Origin of the sequence: Lutibacter profundi, from assembly GCF_001543325.1 — a bacterium.
GTDB lineage: Bacteria > Bacteroidota > Bacteroidia > Flavobacteriales > Flavobacteriaceae > Lutibacter > Lutibacter profundi.
Genome location: NZ_CP013355.1, coordinates 1,158,301 through 1,177,219, shown reverse-complemented (window position 1 = coordinate 1,177,219; position 18,919 = coordinate 1,158,301). Strand labels below are relative to the sequence as shown.

Below are 18,919 nucleotides of genomic sequence, written 5' to 3'. Positions count from 1 at the left end.
ATTCACCAAACAAAAACAATTTTTACAATGGCAGAACAACTAATCTTTTCAAAAATATTTACATATAAAGAGGTGCTAGAGAGTTCTTTAGCTTATTTTAATGGCGATGAGCTTGCCGCAACTACTTGGATTAACAAGTATGCGATGAAGAATAAGAAGGGTGAATTTTTAGAAGCCACTCCTCATGATATGCATCAAAGAATGGCAGTTGAATTTGCCCGCATTGAAAAAAAATATTTTGGAAAAGAAAAGAGTACAGAAGGTTTATCTGCTTATGGTAAAAAACGTGAATTCTTATCAGAAGAAGCCATTTTAGAGATGTTTAAAGATTTTAAATATATAATACCTCAAGGAAGTGTAATGTCATCTTTAGGTAATAATAATACAATTGCTTCTTTGTCAAATTGTGTTGTAGTACCTCCAGTATACGATTCTTATGGGGGAATTTTTTATACAGACCAGCAACTAGCACAACTATTTAAACGTCGTTGTGGAGTAGGTGTTGATTTGTCAAATTTAAGACCAAATGGAGCATCAGTTTCAAATGCTGCAGGAAGTACTACTGGAGCTGTTTCATTTATGAATCGTTTTTCAAATACCACCAGAGAAGTTGCTCAAAATGGTAGGAGAGGGGCATTGATGTTAACAATGGATATTGCACATCCTGATATTGAAGATTTTGTGACTGTAAAACAAGATTTATCTAAAATTACAGGAGCCAATATATCGCTTCGTTTATCAGATGAATTTATGATTGCTGTTGTAAATGATGATGATTTTACCTTACGTTGGCCAATTGATAGTAAAACCCCTCAATATACTAAAACAATTAAAGCAAAAGAATTGTGGAATACCATAATTAAAAGTGCTCATAACACCGCAGAACCGGGTTTGATATTTTGGGATCGTCAGCATTTTTATTCAACGTCATCAATATATCCCGGATTTAAAAATAGCTCTACAAATCCTTGTTCAGAAATAGCAATGCAAGGAGGAGATAGTTGTCGCCTAATAGCAATTAATTTATATAGTTTTGTTGAAAACCCCTTTACTGAAAAAGCCAAATTCAATTTTAAAAAATTATATAAAATAGCCTATGAATCACAACGATTGATGGATGATTTAGTTGATTTAGAATTGGAAGCTGTTGATAAGATTTTTAATAAAATAATGCACGATAAAGAACCTCTTAATATTAAACAGGTTGAAATTGATACTTGGAAATTATTATATAAAACAGGTAAACAAGGTAGAAGAACAGGTTTAGGCTTTACAGCTTTGGCCGATACAATGGCTGCTTTAGGTGAGAAATTTGACACAAATGAAGCCATTGCAGTTGTTGATGAAATAATGAAAACCAAATTTAAAGCTGAATTTGATTGCAGTATTGATATGGCAATAACTCGTGGAAAATTTGAAGCATTCAATCCTGAAATTGAAAATTTTTCTGAGTTTGTGCAAATGATTGAAAAAGAATTCCCTTCAATTTATAAAAGAATGATGAAATATGGCAGAAGAAATATTTCAATTAGTACCGTTGCTCCAACTGGAAGCTTAAGTATGTTGGCACAAACATCATCAGGAATTGAACCTGTTTTCCTGTTGTCTTATAAAAGAAGAAGGAAGGTAAATCAAGATGATGATAATGCCAAAATAGCGTATGTAGATGATTTAGGAGATGCTTATGAAGAGTTTGAGGTTTACCACCCTAAGTTAAAAAAATGGATGGAAGTAACAGGTAAAACGGATTATAAAGAAAGCCCTTATAACGGTGCAACTGCGCCAGAGATAGATTGGGTGAAAAGAATTGAAATGCAGGCATTAGTTCAAAAATATACTACACACTCAATTAGTTCTACAATTAATTTAGCTTCAGATGTTTCTGTAGAAACAGTAGGAGATATTTATATAGAATCTTGGAAAAAAGGATTGAAAGGAATTACAGTTTATAGAGACGGTTCACGTAGTGGTATTTTGGTTGCTAACGATGATAAAAAGGAATCAAAAAAAGAGGATTGTTATGCCGATACCAAATTTCCTAAGCGACCTAAAAAAATAGAGGCTAAGGTAGTGAGATTTCAAAATGATTATGATAAATGGGTAGCTGTTGTTGGATTGATAAATAATAGACCTTATGAAGTATTTACAGGAAAAATGGAAGACGCATTTATTTTACCAACTTGGTTAGAAAAAGGATGGGTTATAAAAAATAGAGATGAAAACGGAATATCTCGTTACGATTTTCAATTTTTAGATAAGCAGGGATATAAGGTAACTTTAGAGGGGTTATCACGAACTTTTGATAAAGAATATTGGAATTACGCCAAACTAATTTCAGGAGTACTACGTCATGGAATGCCAATACCTTATGTGGTAGATTTGATTAACAATCTGAATATGTATGATGAAAACATTAATACTTGGAAAAATGGTATTGCACGTACACTTAAACAATTTGTGACAGATGGTACCCAAGCTGTTGATAAAAAATGCCCTGAATGTGGAGATCCGGAAGGTTTAATTTACGAAGAGGGTTGTTTAAAGTGTAAAAATTGTGGGCACTCTAAATGCGGATAATATATTTTCTGGTTAAACAAAAAACATCAATAAAAATACATATCTTATTGGTGTTTTTTTATGAGCCCAGTTGAACAACATATTTTAAATCAAGAAGAACCATATCAAGAGATTATGTTGTATGTGCGTAGCGTAATTTTTAAAACACTACCACATATTAAAGAAAAGTATAAATATAAAGTTCCCTATTATGAGTATAACAATAAGCCAATGTTGTACCTAAATATTTTAAAAGGAAGAAATTACGTTGATGTGGCTTTTGTGCAGGGTATTTTGTTAGAAAAAAAACATGTTCAACTTAAAAATAATAATAATCGTAAACAAGTTCGTTCTCTTCAGGTTAAAAAAATAGAAGATTTTGATGAATTTCAATTTGTTGAATTATTAAAAGATGCAACAGTATTTTTAGATAATAGTAGAAGAGCTTGGGTAATTTAAACGTAGTTTTGTGTTGTTAAATGTGCTAATATTTTTAAATACAGGTAGTTATAGTGTATTTATAGTTTTTTTAATAGCAACTAAGTTACTTAATAAGTTTTCTAAATATTTAAGGTTTAGCATGTTTGCGCCATCACTTTTTGCTATTGAAGGATTAAAATGAGTTTCTAAAAACAACCCGTCAACGCCAACAGCAACACCTGCTCTGGCTATAGTTTCTATTAATTCAGGTTTACCACCTGTAACACCACTATTTTGATTTGGTTGTTGTAATGAGTGTGTAATATCTAAAATAGTTGGAGCAAATTGTTGCATTTCGGGAATCCCTCTATAATCAACAATCATATCTTGGTAGCCAAACATTGTTCCTCTATCGGTAATCCAAACTTTTTCATTACCACTATCTTTTACTTTTTGCACCGCATGTTTCATAGCAGAAGGACTCATAAACTGTCCTTTTTTTAAATTTACAACTTTCCCAGTTTTTGCAGCAGCAACAACTAAATCTGTTTGACGAACTAAAAAAGCAGGTATTTGTAATACATCTACATATTCAGCAGCTTTTGCAGCGTCAGTAACATTATGTATATCAGTTACTGTTGGGATATTAAAAGTTGTAGTAACTTTTTTTAAAATTTTCAATGCTTTTTCATCTCCAATACCTGTAAAACTATCAATTCTAGAACGATTGGCTTTTTTAAAACTTCCCTTAAAAATAAATGGTATTTTTAGTTTATCAGTCACTTTTAAAATATGTTCAGCAATATGTAAGGCCATTTCTTCACCTTCAATGGCACAAGGGCCTGCTAATAAAAAAAAGTTATTGCTATCCGTATGTTTTATGTTGGGAATTAGGTTTAAATTCATGGTCATTTATTTTAGGCAAATGTACAGTTTTTTTGAGTTTTTTAAAGGTACGAACGTTTAATATTGAAGATGTAACTAAATTTTAAAAATTACAAGAGACATTTTTATAGTATTATTTTACTTATTTTTGAGATTCAAGAAATTTAAAAATATGATGACCCTTACAAAGTATTTAAATACAATTACTATCTTTTTTCTAGTAGCATTATTAACGTCATGCAAAGAAAATCCTAAAATGAATCTTTTAAATGAAGTGCTATTGCCGAAACCTGTTTCTGTGAAGCCTACAGGAAGTTCTTTTGAATTGACAAGGAACACTAAAATTTTAATAAAAGGAGATTCAAAAAAATTACTAGAAAACGGAAAATATTTAGCAAATTTATTAAAACCAGCTACAGGTTTTAATTTAGAAGTACAAACAACTTCAAAAAAAGCAATTTCAAATAGTATTTATTTAGTAATTACAACGCAAGAATCTAATTATGGTGATGAAGGCTATTCTTTAAATATTACTGAAAAACATATAATTATAAAGGCAAATACTGCCAAAGGTATTTTTAGAGGAGTTCAAACACTTCGTCAAATTTTCCCTTCTGAAATTGAAGCAGCTGATTACCAAAACAGAAAGTGGTTTATTGCTTCTGGTGAAATTTACGACTACCCACAATTTACGTATAGAGGTGCTATGTTAGATGTAACTCGACATTTTTTTAAGAAGGAAGATGTAAAAAAATATATAGATATGATAGCAATGTACAAATTAAATGTACTTCATTTACACTTGTCTGATGATCAAGGATGGCGAATTGAAATTAAATCTTGGCCAAATTTAACAACTTATGGAGGCTCAACTGAAGTTGGAGGTGGTAAAGGCGGTTTTTATACACAAGAAGATTATAAAGAAATTGTAAAGTATGCACAGCAAAGATATATAACGGTTATTCCTGAGATTGATATGCCAGGACATACAAATGCCGCTTTAGTATCGTACCCAGAATTGAATTGCGATGGGAAAGCAACAAAACTATATACAGGAATGAAAGTTGGGTTTAGTACCTTATGTACCAATAAAGAAATTACCTATAGATTTGTAAATGATGTAATTAGAGAATTATCGGAAATAACACCAGGTCCGTATATTCATATTGGAGGAGATGAATCACATTCAACAAAAATTGAAGATTATATTCCTTTTATAAATAGAGTACAAGAAATAGTAATTGCTAATAAAAAAAAGGTAATAGGATGGGATGAAATTGTGAGTGCAGCTCTAAAACCAGCAACCATAGTTCAATATTGGGGAAGACCTAAAAATGCGTTAAAAGGTGTATCAAAAAATGCGAAAATTATTCTATCTCCAAGTGACAGAACTTATTTAGATATGAAATATGATTCTGTTACAAAACTTGGTTTGAAATGGGCAGGGTATGTTGATATTGATAAAGCATATAACTGGAATCCGTCAACCTTAATTTCAGGAATCACTAAAAAAGATATTTTAGGAATAGAATCACCATTGTGGACGGAAACCGTTACAAATATGAAGGAGCTAGAATTGATGATTTTTCCTCGAATTATTGGACACGCAGAAATTGGATGGACACCAGATTCTTTAAGAGTTTGGGACGATTATAAAATAAGATTACAAAAACATGCCAAGCGATTAAAAATAATGAAAATTAACTTTTATCCTTCATCATTGATTGATTGGGATGAAAAAAAGGAGAAAATGTAATTAATTTTCAACGTTCAATCTAATACCTTTACTATGGCTACTAAATTCAGGAGCATACATACTTTGAATGGTTGTAATTCCGTTGCTAAAGTTTCCAGCATTATTTACACGTAAATCATATTCAAAAACATATACACCTTTCGGTAAATTTTCAAAAAAGAAGTTTGTTGAAGCATCTTTGGTACTTTCATAATAACCTAAACCATCTTGCCATTTGTATTTAGACAATACATTTACAGGTTCCAACCCACTAGCCCGCATATCCTTCATGTGAAGGAACTCCATATTTCTATCAACTTTTAATTCAATTCTTACGGTAATTAAATCTCCAACTTTTAATGCTGATTTAGCCGTAATTTTAGTTAATAATTTTCCAGTATTTGAATTTGTTTTTAGAAACAATTTTTTACTCAGTTTAAGCGGTGTTTTTGCCGATGTGATTTTGTCTAAATCTTCAAAATATTGCCAATACAAACCTCCCCAAGCAATTCCTCTATTGTTGTTTTTAATAGTAACTTTACCCATGTCTGACGTAATTTCTGCACCATTCCATGAAGTTTTGAAATAACCAGTACCAGCTTCAATTTGTACATTTTCTAATTTTGAAGAATTAACATTTTTTGCTCCAACATAAACGTCTAACGCTTCATTTATTGATAACCAATCACTTCCTTGAAGTAATAATGCATAAACAGCTTCTGTAGTTGCTTTTGTTGTTTCCCATCTGTTTGTTTGCTTATTTTTTAATAGCCACACTTTTAATTTATCAATTGTGGATGTATTGTTTTCAATTTCTGAAAAAACTTCAATAAGTAATGATTGTGTTTCTATTGGAGCTTGATACCAATACCAACTTGCAGTATTTTCTTTCCAATACATCCCTAATTCGTCACTGCTTATACTATTTTCTTTTAATGATTTTAAAATAGAAGTAGCAATGGTTTTATTATTATTTCTATGTTGAATTAAAGCAATTAATCCTTTGGAATACAAATTAAAATCATTCCAATAGTTACCAGATTGTTGCGTGTAATAATTTATTGCTGTTTGGATATTTTTAGGAATTTTTAGTGTTGAATAAAAACTTCGCATATACAAATAGTTTAATTGTAAATAACTAACATGTCTTTTTGCTAAATAATCGGCTTCAACCTGTATTCCTTTTTGCTTGGTTTTTGCTTTTTCTCTTCTTTTTTTAGCTTCTCTCAGCAATTTATTATAATCATTCAATAGTTCTCCATCTAAAAAATGAATAGCTTTTAAGGTTATTTTATTTATTTTTTGAATTCGTTTTTTAGCTAAGGTATTTAGAACACCTAATTTTTTTAAATGACCAAAACCAGTTGTAATATGTTGAGTGATATAGCGATTAGGGTATTTATTTCCTTTAAACCAAGGAAATCCACCATTGTTAAACTGCATTTCTTCTAATTTGTTAATAGTAGCTTGCACTTCATTATTCATTTTATTTAAATCAAATAGTAAAGCAATACGCTTTTTTTGTTCAGTTTCACTTTGTGCATCACGCACCCACGGTGTTTCCTGAATTATAATAGATTTTAGCTCCTGATTTTTTTCTAAATTAGAAATTAAAGCACCACTAGTTTTCCATTGATTAAATACTTCTTTAATTCGCAAATTTGAGCTTAGAATGTGATTTGCTAAAGCATTTGCATAATAACGAGAAAAAGTTTGTTCAGCACATTCATAAGGATACTCCATTAAATAGGGTAAACTTTGTATTGCATACCAAGCAGGATTTGAAGTTATTTCTAATGTTAATTTATGATTGCTAAGTGTGGTTGAGGTATTCTTTTTTAATTTATCTAAAGAAAATGTTTTTGTTTGATTGCCGCTAACCCACATAGGTAATGTTTCTGTAATTAACATTCTATTTGAAAGGACAGGTAATATATTTTGTTCGCCATCACTAAAGTCACCTGCTTTTGCAATAATTTTATATTGTACAGCTTGTGTTCCTTTAGGAATTGAAAGTTTCCAACTAACGTTTGTGTTTCCATTGGCGTTCATTTTAAAATTTTGAGTTGTTAACCTATTTTCTAATTGTTTATTAATTATTTTACCAGTAATGGCATCTGTTAATTCTAGTTTGGCAAAGCCGTTAAGACTTTTAGTTGTTAAATTTGAAATTTTACTAGAGAATATAATTTTATCTCCTTCTCGTAAAAAACGTGGAGGGTTTGGTAAAACCATTAATTCTTTTTGAGTAACTGTAGTTAACGTTTTTGTAGCAAAAGCTATATTTTTAGTGTGTGCCAATAACTGTAATTTCCATCGAGTTAAAGCCTCTGGAGCTGTAAAATTAAATATTAGATTTCCTTTTTCGTCGGTTTTTAAGTTTGGGTAAAAAAAGGCAGTTTCATTGAAATTTTTTCGAGTATTTACTTTAGAAAGCTGCAAATCAAGTTTTTGTTGCCCTTTTTTGGTGCGGATAATAACCACACCATTAATAGCCTTGGTACCATATAAAGCAACGGCTTCAGCACCTTTTAAAATACGCAAAGCGGCAAGTTCGTTTGCGTCGATGTCAAAATCTTCTACAGGTATGCCATCAACAATAAATAGGAGTTTGTTTTTAATTTTAACACTGCTCAGTCCCCTTATTGTAATTTTTTCTGAAGCACCTACTGCTCCCAAAATTTGAACACCAGAAACTTTTCCTGCTAAAATAGTTTCAATATCATCGATTGCAGAAATTTTTTCTGAAAAAACAGTTGAAATTGAGTAACCGAGTGCTTTATTGTTCTTTTCTATTCCCAGTGCAGTAACCACCACTTCATCTAAAGCTTCTTCTGACGCTTTAAGTTGTATGTCAATTCTAGATTGATTTCCTACAATTTTTGAAGAGGTTATCATTCCTACAAAACTAAAAACCAGTTGATCGCCACTTTTCACTTTAATAGAGTAGTTTCCGTCAAAATCGGTTTGTGTACCAAAGCTAGTTCCACTAATAGTTATGTTTACACCTGGCAAAGGTCCACTTTCATCGGTTACGGTTCCACGAATTATTTTATCGTATTTTGTACGTTCGCTTTTAACGGCTTTCTTTGTTTTCACTAAATAATGTCGGTTGGTGTATCTGTTATTACTAAAACTAAAACCAAACCAATTCAGTGCGTCATATTGTTGCTGAAAAAAGGAGTAGTATTTAAAAGCTTTGTTTCTTAACATAAAAATTTTAGTCCCAAAACTTTTACTTGCGTTACTTTGTGTATATGAATAGTAGCTGTACTTAGTAACAGGATTAAAATTCCAATTATGACTTTTGAATTTATCTAAAGAGGCATCATACATAGAAGCTAAAATCTCTGCCGCAACTTTATTGTTATGGCTTCCTTTTATTTTAAAACTCCAAGTTTGTTTACTACCAGGTTGTATTTTATCTCTAAAGGTGAGCGTTTCAATTTGCAAGTTGTTTTGTGTATACGGAACATTGATATTTATACTTCCGTTTTCAAAACTATTGTAGTTTACGTAATGATATTTAATTGCAAACCCACCTTCATCTTCTTTGTAAACAGGGATGTTTATTGTTTTTATTTCGTTATTTAAATGAATAATGTAACGAGTGATAATACGATGTTGTTTTTCAATCTCAACAGTAACAGAAATATTTTTTGATGCTGAGCCTAGTTGAAGTTGAACCATTTCATTAGCACTGTAAATAAATTTATTGATATTAATTTCAAATAATTTATTATCAGATACTTGAGGGTTACTACTATTGAAAACAGAAAAGCGCTTTTTATCTATAACTTGTTGTCCAAACGTATCATTTCCTTCGGCAATAATTACATATTTTCCGGTAATCCATTCTTTTATATTTTCTAGAATTATTTTTTTAGATTTTCTGGTATCAAAGTTGCTTTCAAAAACCAGTATTCCTTTTTTCCAATTTTTTTCTACACTTTCAGTATCGGTATAAGGGTCATGTGGAAAATAGTTACGAAATTCATTCTCAGTAAATAATTGATAATCTGGAGCATTCCAAGGTCTTTTCCGAAGAGGACTTTGAGGGGATTTTAATTTGTAAATTTTGATGGCTCCTTTTGCAGGAACAAATTCGCCATTTAAATTATAAGATGAGATAGAGAGTACATTAGCTGTTTTAATTTGGTCGATTTTTGAATCTATGTTTGCAGAAATGGTAAGCGAGTGATATCCAACTTTAACGGTAGTTTCCGTACTATGAGTTTCTCCGTTAATATCAGTAACATCGGCAAAAACTTTGTAGTTAAAAGTAGGCAACTTTTCCTTGGGTATTTCTAAATCAGGAATAGCTTTAAAAGTTATGTTATACAAGCCATTTTCATCTGTTTCTGTTTCTCCGTGAGTTATTTCTAGTTTTGTAGAATTAAAGTAACTGGAAGCCTGCCAATTGTGCCAAGAGGGTAAGTTAGCAGTTCTAACTACGCGATAGATTACTTTTGCATGACTAATTTTACTTCCTGAAAAAGCAGCTGCAGTTCCCTTTACGGTTATGCTGTCATTTAGCTTATAAGTTTCTTTTACCGGATTGAATGTAGTTTCAAATTTTGGACGTTTATATTCTTCAACAGCGATGGTAAAATCGTATTCATTTTCAAAGTAATAATCTTCATTGTCATAAAATTTACTATCGTATTCATAGCTCTCATCTATGTAAAAGGTGTATTCACCAGTTAAGCCAGATAAAGGAAGTTTAAACTCACCAGAAATACTCCCAAATTCATTAATTTTTAAATTTAACTGCTTCACATCTTCACCGTTTGGGTCTTCTAAAATAATTTCTACAAACTCATTGGTGAAAAGACTTGTATGGTTTCCCTTTTTCTTAATAAAAATTCCTTTAAAGTACACAGTTTGTCCCGGTCTATAAATACTTCTATCTGTAAATAAAAAAGGTTTAATTATAATTTCATCATTATTGTTTTGATACTTTCTTTTGCGATGTTTATAAAAATAATAATCACCAAAAGTTGCGGTATCATTACCGTGATTTACAGTAATCACAATGTTGTTATAATCCTTTTTACTTTTGTACAAAAACTGACCAAATTTGTTTGTTGTAAAAGTTTTATTTAGCGTTTTGTTGTATTTGCCGGTATTGTAATTTTTTAAATTTATTTTTACTTTTTTAAGAGGTTTACCAGTATTTCTATCTACAATTTGATAATGATATTCACCGTTGTTGTTATCCTCAATTAACGCCAAATTTGTTATTTGAACGGTGTTAAAAGCAATTGCTTTATTAAGAAGTAGTTTGTGGTTGTTTGGAGTAGCAAGTACAAGATACCTTCCCTGAGGTAACTTAGGGAATAAAATTTCAGTTTTGTGAAGTTGATAGTCATTTTCATTTTTTAAACTTGCGTTCCATTTTTTTGCTACTTTGAGCTTTTTTATAAAGGCAATTCTGGTAGAATCATTATATATTTTAAAAAATTCTTTTTGTTGCTTTTCACTAATTCTTACAGCTGTAAAATAGAGGTTACTTATGTTTTTATATTCAACCAATAGCCGAGATAGTGTATTTATAGAAATGTATTTTTCAGCAGTAATAACCAAGTGCATTTGCAGTATCTTATTTTTTAAGACAATGCATTTTTGCGTGCCAGAAGCTTTGGGAAATAACGCAATTGCTTGTTCACATTCTTTAAGGGCATCTTGTCGCTTAAATTGATTTTTAGAATTAATTTTAGGGGTGTATTTATTTGCTAACTCATAGTACATTTGTGCAATTTCAAAGCTTATTTCACTTGAGGATTCGTATTTTTTGTAGAGGTTTTTTAAGTTTAAAAGAGTGTTTAAATAAATGCTATCTTTATTCTCAAAAACAGCATTTTTTCTTATAAAGTGAAGTCGACTTAATGTTAAATTTATAAGGGCAGTCGGATTTTTATCGTTTAAATGAAATAATGATAAATCTTGATATAATTTAACGGCATGTAAGTGTTGCGATAAGCTATCTTTTGTAATAACAGTTGTATTAATAAATTCTTCGATATTTCCTAAAAGATGGTTATTTTCTATTTCAAACTTATAAGCAGGACGTGTTAGATAACCTTCTTCATTTTTATAAAAATTGATGGCTCTATGTGCTATAAAATCATACAGGGTAGGTCTAAATTTTTTAGAATTTTTGATAAGAGAAAGAATGTTATTAAACTGTTTAAGGTTTATACTTTTTAGTAAGTCACTATTTTTTAAAGAATTTTGATAGTGCTTGTGCGCTGCTACAAACAACGTTTGTAAATCCCAAGTCCTAAAATCTGTTGAATCTATTTTTGAATTTGTTTGGGTACGGTTATAAAATTTCCATCTATTTTGTTGGTAATATTGCCAATACAAGTCGCCTAAAATACTTTCCAATATGTTTTTTGTAGGAGTTGTCGCTTTTGTAATTTCATTTTTTATCTTCAAAATAACTTTTAAATGTGCATTTTCTTTTAAAATTAACGCAAATTTAGACTGGTAAATAAGTGCTTTTATAAGCTGTGGTGAATTATTTTCTTCTTTTGCCTTTATGTAGATGTTATCAGTAATTTTTAAAGCAGATTTGGGTAAGTTTTTAAGCTCATATTTTTGAACTTCTTTCCATAAATTTGAGTACGTATTGGCTTTAACTTGTGCATTTAAAAGAGAAACAAATAATACAGTTGATAAAATAAAAAAAATAATTTTTTTCATAGAGATACAATTTAACAAAATAAAGATAACAAAAGTTATACCCAATTTTAACTTGAATGAATAAAATTATTTTACAGGAATTCTTACATTTGAATTGTTTTTAAAAAGAAGTATATGAATATACATTTTATTGCCATTGGAGGAAGTGCTATGCATAATTTAGCAATTGCACTACAAGAAAAAGGATATATGGTCACAGGAAGTGATGATGCTATTTTTGAACCATCAAAATCTAGATTAGAAGCCAAGGGATTATTACCCAACAAAATGGGTTGGTTTCCTGAAAAGATAAGTAATAAGTTAAATGCAATAATTCTTGGTATGCATGCGAAATCTAATAACCCAGAGTTGCTAAAAGCTCAGGAATTAGGACTTAAAATATATTCATATCCTGAATTTTTATATGAACAATCTAAAAATAAAACACGTGTGGTAATAGGTGGCTCACACGGAAAAACTACAATTACCGCTATTATTTTACACGTGTTAAATTATTGTGGTAAAGAGGTTGATTTTATGGTTGGAGCGCAGCTAGAGGGGTTTGATACCATGGTGCATTTAACGAATGAAAACGAATTTATAGTACTTGAAGGAGATGAATATTTAACAAGTCCAATAGATTTGAGACCTAAATTTCATTTGTATAAACCAAATATTGCCTTATTGAGTGGAATAGCTTGGGATCATATCAATGTTTTTCCAACTTTTGAGAATTACGTCAAACAGTTTTCTGAATTTATTAAAACCATTACCAATGGTGGAATTTTAGTTTATAATGAAGAGGATGAAGTTTTAAAAAAAATTGTTGAACAAGCAGATAATCAAATTAAATTATACCCATATAAAACACCTAACCATACTATAAATAATGGTATAACGTATATGCAAACTTCATTAGGAATGATGCCTTTAGAAATTTTTGGAAAACATAATTTACAAAATATAGCAGGTGCACAATGGATTTGTTTGCATATGGGCATAGGTGAAGATGATTTTTATGAAGCAATTTCTAGTTTTAAAGGAGCAAATAAAAGGTTAGAGAAAATTTTAGAGAATGAATCTACCGTTGTTTTTAAAGATTTTGCGCATTCACCAAGTAAAGTAAAGGCAACTACAAATGCGGTTAAAAATCAATATAAAAATAGAAATGTTGTAGCCTGTTTAGAGTTACACACCTACAGTAGTTTAAATAGCGAATTTTTACAAGAATATAAAAGTGCTTTAAATAGTGCTGATGAAGCAGTTGTGTTTTATTCTCCACATGCACTTGAGATGAAACAATTAGAAAAAATTTCATCTATACAAATTAAAGACGCTTTTGAAAGAGATGATTTAATTGTTTATACAAATCCAACTGAATTTAGAGAATTTCTATTTTCTAAAAGCTTTAATAATTCAGCGTTGCTTTTAATGAGTTCAGGAAATTATGGAGGCTTAGACTTTGATAAACTTGCACAACACATAGAGGACAATAATAAAAGATAAATTTATCTTAAAATATCAATAGTTATATGTTTAAATGCATTTATATAATTAAATTTGTAGTCTAAAACTATAAAAATGACAAAAAATTTAAATACGAACTTAGTAAGTTTAGAAGTTCGCCCAATTATTGAAGGTGGAAACGATCCTTTTAACGAGATAATGGTAGCTATTAAAAACCTAAAATTAGAAGAAACACTTCAAATAATAAATTCCTTTGAGCCAATTCCTTTGATAAATAAATTAGAAAAACAGGGTTTTAAAACTTGGACAGAAAGACCAGAGGTAGGTGTTGTACATACTTTTTTTAAAAAAGAAAATAACGTAGAGTATAAGAAAAATGTAAATTTAGAAGGTGTAGATTTAGGTGAAAATTTTGATGAAAAATTACATTTTTTTGAAGGAAAAATAAAAACTATTGACGTTCGACAGTTAGAAATGCCTGAGCCTATGACTACAATATTACAAGAAATAGAGCTGCTACCGCAAGGGCACGCATTATTTGTTGAGCATAAAAAAGCACCTCAATTTTTACTGCCAGAATTAAAAGCTAGAGGCTTTGAAATATTGTATAGAAAGCAATCAGAAAACCATTTACAGTTAATTATTTTTAGAAATTAAATTTTGAATAGTTTACAAACCAATAATGCACCTAATAGTAGTGTAGTAGTACCTCATTTTATTTTTGGTGCTATCAACCTTTTTGTTTTGGCCATTTTAATTTTATTAGCCAATGCAAATTTATTTGAAGCCTATTTTAATACGAAACTAATTGCAATAACTCACATGGCTGTTTTAGGTTGGGCAACTATGATTGTTTTTGGTGCTTTGTACCAGCTAATTCCAGTAGTTTTTGAAACCTCATTATATAGTGAGAAATTGGCAAAATTTACTTTTTGGATATCGGCGGTAAGCATTATATTTTTAACGTATTCCTTTTGGATTGGAGCATTTTCTACACTGTTAATTTATGCTGCCTTACTGATGTTTTTTTCATTGCTTTTGTTTGTTGTAAATGTATTGCTTTCGTATAAAAAATCAGCAATAAAAAATACTTCATCAAAATTTATAATTGCAGCTATTTTGTGGTTAGCAGTAACTGAATTAATAGGAACAATTATAGCCTTAAACTTTAAGTTTGGGTTTTTAACGGTAATTCATTTACATTATTTAAAAATTCATGCAACTGTTGGATTAATAGGCTGGTTTTTAATGTTAATTATAGGAGTAGGCTCTACATTGTTACCCATGTTTTTAATTTCTCATAATTTAAAATATAAAAAACTTGATATTTCTTTTATTTTATTAAATATGGGATTGATAGGGCTAATTTCAAATTGGTTCTTAGTACAAAATGTGTTATTTACTGTTGTATGTTGGGTTTTAATAGTAGTAGGCGTATTGCTATTTATTTCATTTATTTATGAATCTTATAAAAAGAGAATTCGTAAAAAATTAGATGTAGGTATGCAATATTCTATGTTGGCAATTGCAAGTATTTTTCTTCCAATAATAATCAGTTTGGTGGTTTTGGTTGGTTTTAATCTTAAATTTGAAATATTGTCTAGAGTTATTGTACTCTATGGGTTTTCAATAATATTTGGGTTTATAACTACTTTAATTTTAGGACAAACATATAAAACATTACCATTTATTATTTGGTTAGAAAAGTACAAAAGTTTAGTAGGTAAAGTAAAAACACCATTACCTAGAGAATTGTATTCAAAACAAATAGCAACTATTCAATTTTATTTGTATTTGTTTTTTTTAGTGACAATACCAATTGGCTTTTTAATGAATAACAATGGTATAATTAAAATTGGAAGCTACTCACTTCTAGCAGTATCAATACTTTATAATATAAACGTATTAAAAATAATTTTTCATAAAGTAAAAAATAATGAAAATGAATAAACAAGAAATAGCTCAATTTGAGTTAAACACATTAGAATTACTTAAGAATGTGATGGATCCTGAAATTGAAATTAACATTGTTGATTTAGGTTTAATTTATGAATTGTACTACGATGGGGATAAAAAAATTAATGTTGTAATGACTTTCTCAACACCATCTTGCCCTTTAGGAGACACAATTAAAACCAATATACAAGAAACAATTAAACAAAAATATCCCAATTTTACCATTGATATTGATGTGGTTTTTCACCCACAATGGAATACAGCAATGGTTAGCGAGGAGGGAAAAAGAATATTGGGCTTGTAATAAGAATTTTGAGTTTAATTTTTCCTCCAAAAGAATGGAGTTAATAAAATTAATACGGTAAATAATTCTAATCTACCAATTAACATTAAAAAAGAACAAATCCATTTTGCTCCTATAGATAAATGTGCAAAATTATCTACAGGACTAACAGAACCTATTGCAGGGCCTATATTTCCTAATGAAGAAGCTGCTGCGCCAAAAGCAGATTCAAAATCTAACCCGAAGAAAGTTAACAGAACAGAACTAGAAATAAAAATACCCATATACAACACAAAAAAGGCTAAAATATTAAAAATAATATTTTTTGGAACTCCAGTTCCATCATAGCGAACGGGAATAATAGCATTTGGGTGTAATAATTTCTTAAATTCAAACAAGCTATTTTTTATCATAATAATATGACGAACAATTTTAACACCACCACTAGTTGAACCAGCAGAACCCCCAATAAAAAAGAGAGAGAACATGAGCATGGTTGCAAAAGAATTCCACATTGTAAAATCGGCTGAAACAAATCCGGTAGTTGTTAAAATAGAGGTAACTTGAAAAACCGCATGCCTAAAAGCACTTTCAGTTTCTCCCCATGGCTTTGGATGATTAATAGTAGTTACTAAGTTAGGATCTTGATAATTTACTATTAAAATAGAGATTAAAATGGTGAGTGTAAGTACACCAAAAAAGTAATACTTAAATTCTTCACTTTGAAAAACTTTGCGAAGCTTTCCTTTTAAAGCAAAATAAGTTAATACAAAGTTTGCACCTGCTATAAACATAAAAATAGTTATAATGTATTGAATTATAGGCGCTCCATTCCAATGAGCGATGCTTGCATTTTTTGTAGAGAATCCACCAGTACTTAAAGTTGCCATGGCATGATTTATGGCATCAAACCAAGTCATTCCAGCTATTTTTAGTAGAAAAAACTCAGTAAATGTTAGTAAAAAATAAATTAACCAAAGTCTTTTTGCTGTTTCTGTTATTCTTGGGTGCATTTTATCAGCGGAAGGTCCAGGAGCCTCAGCCATAAATAATTGCATTCCTCCAATACCTAACAAAGGTAAAATAGCAACAGTTAAAACAATAATTCCCATTCCTCCAATCCAATGTGTTGCACTACGCCAAAACAAAATTCCTTTTGGCATAGATTCTATATTGGTTAAAATAGAAGATCCAGTTGTAGAGTAACCTGAAATTGTCTCAAAAATAGCATTGGTAAAATTGGGGATGGCGCCTGAAAATAAATAAGGTAGTGTGCCTGTAATTGTAAGCATTAACCAGCCTAATGTAACAATGAGATACCCTTCTTTTTTTTGTAAATTTTTTGGAGCGTTTCTATTAAAAAACCACAATAAAAATCCAACTAAAATTGTTGTTAAACCAGCCAGTAAAATCCCTGTTTGTGCAGGCTCATTATGATACATACTAAACGGAACAGCAATTAACATAAAAACTCCGTTAAGCATAGATGTTAAACCTAAAAAACTAATGATAATTTTGATGTTGATATTTTTCATTAACTAGTTAAATAATTTTTCAACATTATAAATTGCTTCAGGTAAACAAAAAACAACGGCTTTATCACCAGCTAAAATTTGAAAATCACCAAAAGTCATTAAAGCAATTCCATCTCTAATTACACCAGCAAAAACAGCTTTTTTGGTTAATTTAATATCTTTTATTAATTTTTTTGTTACAGCAGAATCTTCTTTCACATTAAACTCTAGTACTTCTGCATCAATGTTATGTAAGTTGGCTAATTTTAGAACATCACCTTTACGCACATGTTTAAAAATGGCACTGGCAGCTAGTAGCTTTTTATTAATTAAAGTATCAATTCCAATAGTTTGCGAAATGTTAATATAGTCCATATTCTCAACCAGTGCAATTGTTTTTTTTACCCCTTTTGATTTAGCAACTAAACAAGTCATTATATTGGTTTCAGAATTTCCAGTTACTGCAATAAAGGCATCCATTTCACTTATATTTTCTTCGTCTAAAAGCTCTACATTTCTACCATCACCTTTAATAATTAATGCATTTGGTAGTTTTTCTGCAATTTCTTTAGCTCTTTCTTTATCTATTTCAATTAGTTTGGTGTTAAAATTTCCATCACATAAATTTCTTGCGGCTTTAACACCAATTTTACTACCTCCTAAAATCATAACATCTTTAACACCAAAAGGTGTTTTCCCCATAAGTTTATACAATTTTTTTATACTATTTTTAGGAATAGAAAAATAAACTTGATCAAAAGCACTGTATTTGGTGTTGCCTCTTGGAATAATAGTTTCAGTGCTATTTTCAGGTTTTATAGCAATGGTAATAAATGCTACGTCAAAAAATTTATGGCGAGCTTCTTCAACTGTTAGACCTATAAGAGGAGAGTTGTATTCTAAAGTGCTTCCTAAAATATTAAGTGTACCGTTTTCAAATTCAATGGTATCGTTAAAAGCAGATTGGTGTAATAACATTTTAATTTCTTCAGCGGCTAATTCACCTGGAGATATCATAAAATCAATACCTAGCTCTTTAAAATCAACTTCATTATTCTTAGTGAATTCATGACTGCTTATTCTAGCAATTGTTTTTTTTGCTCCTAATTTTTTTGCAATTACGGCCAATGTGAAATTGGTGTTTTGAGATTCGGTAACTGCTAAAAAAATATCAGATTTATCAATGTTTACTTCTTTTAGTAATTTTACTGAAGTTGCATCACCTTTTTTTGTTATAACGTCAAAATGGCTACTTGCATACTCAAGCTTTTCAGCATCCATATCAATTAAGTAAATGTCTTGTGATTCAAAAGAAAGAAGCTTTGCTAAATGAAAACCAACATCTCCTGCACCAACAATAATAATTTTCATGAGTAAAATATTTGGGGCTAAGATATTACACTTATCTTTGAAAAA

11 protein-coding genes are annotated in these 18,919 nt (G+C 30.0%); 7 read left to right on the top strand and 4 right to left on the bottom strand.

All coding sequences use genetic code 11. The annotated features are described in order from the left end of the window. The first annotated feature begins 27 nt into the window (after nucleotides 1–27). Both Lupro_RS05285 and Lupro_RS05280 read left to right on the top strand, forming a co-directional pair. Nucleotides 28–2,577, top strand: coding sequence for an adenosylcobalamin-dependent ribonucleoside-diphosphate reductase (locus Lupro_RS05285; RefSeq protein ID WP_068206946.1), 2,550 nt, complete (start codon nucleotides 28–30; stop codon nucleotides 2,575–2,577). 60 nt (nucleotides 2,578–2,637) lie between these two features. Further along, the gene (locus Lupro_RS05280; protein ID WP_068206944.1) at nucleotides 2,638–3,015 is read left to right on the top strand and encodes a DUF1801 domain-containing protein; all 378 of its coding nucleotides are present in this window, start codon (nucleotides 2,638–2,640) and stop codon (nucleotides 3,013–3,015) included. Between the two features lie 48 nt (nucleotides 3,016–3,063). On the opposite strand, the gene kdsA is transcribed toward Lupro_RS05280, so the two are convergent. Beyond that, nucleotides 3,064–3,882: a 3-deoxy-8-phosphooctulonate synthase gene (gene kdsA / locus Lupro_RS05275; RefSeq protein WP_068206942.1), complete on the bottom strand. Its 819-nt coding sequence runs from the start codon at nucleotides 3,880–3,882 to the stop codon at nucleotides 3,064–3,066. 151 nt (nucleotides 3,883–4,033) lie between these two features. On the opposite strand from kdsA, the gene Lupro_RS05270 reads away from it, so the two are divergent. Then, nucleotides 4,034–5,617 carry a beta-N-acetylhexosaminidase gene (locus Lupro_RS05270; RefSeq protein WP_099092393.1) on the top strand — a complete coding sequence of 528 codons (1,584 nt, stop codon included), beginning with the start codon at nucleotides 4,034–4,036 and terminating at the stop codon, nucleotides 5,615–5,617. Here the strand turns inward: Lupro_RS05270 and Lupro_RS05265 are convergent, their stop codons facing one another. Then, a complete protein-coding gene (locus Lupro_RS05265) occupies nucleotides 5,618–12,304 on the bottom strand; it encodes an alpha-2-macroglobulin family protein (protein WP_068206938.1) in 6,687 nt (2,228 codons plus the stop codon). It abuts the gene before it with no gap. 114 nt (nucleotides 12,305–12,418) lie between these two features. Here Lupro_RS05265 and Lupro_RS05260 point away from each other — a divergent pair, with 114 nt between their 5' ends. The 4 genes from Lupro_RS05260 (at nucleotide 12,419) to Lupro_RS05245 (ending at nucleotide 16,010) form a co-directional block, all read left to right on the top strand. Then, on the top strand, nucleotides 12,419–13,789 hold the full coding sequence (locus tag Lupro_RS05260) for a UDP-N-acetylmuramate--L-alanine ligase (protein WP_068206937.1): 1,371 nt from the start codon (nucleotides 12,419–12,421) through the stop codon (nucleotides 13,787–13,789). A 75-nt stretch (nucleotides 13,790–13,864) separates the two neighbouring features. Next, nucleotides 13,865–14,407, top strand: coding sequence for a DUF2249 domain-containing protein (locus tag Lupro_RS05255; protein WP_068206934.1), 543 nt, complete (start codon nucleotides 13,865–13,867; stop codon nucleotides 14,405–14,407). A 3-nt stretch (nucleotides 14,408–14,410) separates the two neighbouring features. Next, nucleotides 14,411–15,700, top strand: a complete 1,290-nt coding sequence (locus Lupro_RS05250) for a hypothetical protein (protein ID WP_068206933.1) — start codon at nucleotides 14,411–14,413, stop codon at nucleotides 15,698–15,700. After that, the gene (locus tag Lupro_RS05245) at nucleotides 15,693–16,010 is read left to right on the top strand and encodes a metal-sulfur cluster assembly factor (protein WP_158499553.1); all 318 of its coding nucleotides are present in this window, start codon (nucleotides 15,693–15,695) and stop codon (nucleotides 16,008–16,010) included. The genes Lupro_RS05250 and Lupro_RS05245 overlap by 8 nt, the downstream gene beginning before the upstream one ends. A gap of 14 nt (nucleotides 16,011–16,024) precedes the next feature. Here Lupro_RS05245 and Lupro_RS05240 read toward each other — a convergent pair whose 3' ends face one another. Both Lupro_RS05240 and trkA read right to left on the bottom strand, forming a co-directional pair. After that, entirely contained in the window at nucleotides 16,025–17,524 is a 1,500-nt protein-coding gene (locus tag Lupro_RS05240; RefSeq protein ID WP_068206929.1) for a TrkH family potassium uptake protein, read from the bottom strand. A 3-nt stretch (nucleotides 17,525–17,527) separates the two neighbouring features. Then, nucleotides 17,528–18,874 (bottom strand): Trk system potassium transporter TrkA, encoded by a 1,347-nt coding sequence (gene trkA, locus Lupro_RS05235; RefSeq protein ID WP_068206927.1) that lies wholly within the window; start codon nucleotides 18,872–18,874, stop codon nucleotides 17,528–17,530. Nucleotides 18,875–18,919: the final 45 nt, after the last annotated feature.